At 37.3% G+C, this 1637-nt stretch carries 3 protein-coding genes and 1 pseudogene; all 4 read left to right on the top strand.

Annotation, left to right across the window (positions count from 1 at the left end; all coding sequences use genetic code 11):
* The coding region (locus tag ACFILT_RS06070; protein ID WP_375679747.1) for a phage antirepressor KilAC domain-containing protein at window positions 1-274 on the top strand (274 nt) is incomplete at its 5' end.
* A gap of 202 nt (window positions 275-476) precedes the next feature.
* Window positions 477-878 carry a hypothetical protein gene (locus ACFILT_RS06065; protein ID WP_375679745.1) on the top strand — a complete coding sequence of 134 codons (402 nt, stop codon included), beginning with the start codon at window positions 477-479 and terminating at the stop codon, window positions 876-878.
* Window positions 875-1441 (top strand): hypothetical protein, encoded by a 567-nt coding sequence (locus ACFILT_RS06060; protein ID WP_375679744.1) that lies wholly within the window; start codon window positions 875-877, stop codon window positions 1439-1441. Before ACFILT_RS06065 ends, ACFILT_RS06060 begins: the two co-directional genes overlap by 4 nt.
* 76 nt (window positions 1442-1517) lie before the next feature.
* Window positions 1518-1637: pseudogene (locus tag ACFILT_RS06055) on the top strand (recombinase); the annotation flags it as partial.

Here is a 1637-nt window from a genome sequence, read left to right as displayed (position 1 = left end):
TGGGCTCTTTGGTCTTACAGAAGCCGCTAAAATACTCGAGATGCAACCAAAACAATTCATTCAATTCTTACAGCAAAAAGGTTGGGTTTACAGACGAGCAGCAGGTGGAAATTTGCTACCTTATCAAGACAAAATCCAAAAGCAACTTATGGATTGTCCAACTATCACACTTCAAACCGCAAATGGAATAGAAAAGGTCATTCCTTGCGCAAAAATCACCACAAAAGGTATGGGGCTGCTGTCTCAAGAGCTTAAAAGACAAAGCATGCATTAAGAGGAGGTTATTATGATAAAAAAGAAATATGAACTGACTGATGAGACAATTAAAGTTGATGGAAAAACTCTCTACCGCATACGTGCATTAAAGAATTTCGGAGATATTAAAAAAGGTGATCTTGGTGGCTTTGTAGAGACTGAAAGAAATCTTAGCCATGATGACAATTGTTGGGTTGGTGATGAGGCGTGGGTTTATGANCATGGAAAAGAAATACAAACTGACTGATGAAACAATTGAGTTTGATGGCAAAACCCTTCACCGTATTCGTGCTTTAAGGGATTTTGATGATGTTAAAGCAGATGACCTAGGCGGTTTTATACAAAAAGAAGACAATCTAAGTCATGATGGCAATTGCTGGATTGGGGATTATGCAAAAGTCTATGGTTATGCCAAGGTTTTTGGTGATGCTAAGGTTTACGAAAATGCACAAGTTTACGGTTATGCACATGTTTACGGCAATTCTCGTATTTATGGCAAAGCAGAAGTTTTCGATGAACCATGCATTTACGGTCATGCAAAAATTTACGGTGAAGCATGTGTATGTTGGAACGATTGGATTGATGACGATAAAAGAATCTCAACTAGAGAAAAAAACAGATGAAAAAATACGAACTTACTGATGAAATAAAAGAATTTTATGATGCAAGAACCGATAAAAGTAAAAAACTTTATCGCATACGTGCATTAAGAGATTTTAGAAATATTAAAAAAGGTTACTTAGGCGGCTATATACAAAAAGAAGACAACCTATCGCATGAAGGCGATTGTTGGGTTTGGCATAAAGCTATGGTTTATGGTGACGCTAAGATTTTCGGCAATGCACAAGTATTTGAATGCGCAGAAATTACAGGAAGGGCGCGTGTTTATGAAAATGCAAAAGTTTGCGGTGGAGCATATGTTGAATATGATGCACAAGTTTACGGCAATGCACAAATTTATGGTGAGGCTCGAGTTTTGGGCCATGTTTATGGCTATGCCCGTGTCTATGGAAATGCTTCTATAAGTGATAAAGCACACATTTCCGGAAATATGAAAATTCTAGATGGAGTATATATTTTCGATAATGTAAATATTTCTGGTAATCTTGAAATTCGTGGACGCAATTCAATCATCTACGAAAGTGACTATTCAGCAAGCGATATAAGCTACATAAGCCGTTTCTAACACCGAAAAACCAACTTTTAAACACCAGCGTGATTCACGCCACGGGTGAATTGCGCTCAAATAGGAGGAAATCAAGATGAGTGAACTAAGTACCACACAAACGGAATTAGTGGAAAAAACAAACGATTGTGAAGTTAAACCTACAGCTATGGAACTTATTTTAGAAAGAGCTCTAGAAAATGATGTTGATCTGGAC

Origin of the sequence: Bartonella sp. AP7XZML, assembly GCF_042195745.1 — a bacterium.
Classification (GTDB): Bacteria; Pseudomonadota; Alphaproteobacteria; order Rhizobiales; family Rhizobiaceae; genus Bartonella.
Note: the sequence above shows the minus strand (reverse complement) of the source record. Positions and strands in the feature narration are given on the sequence as shown.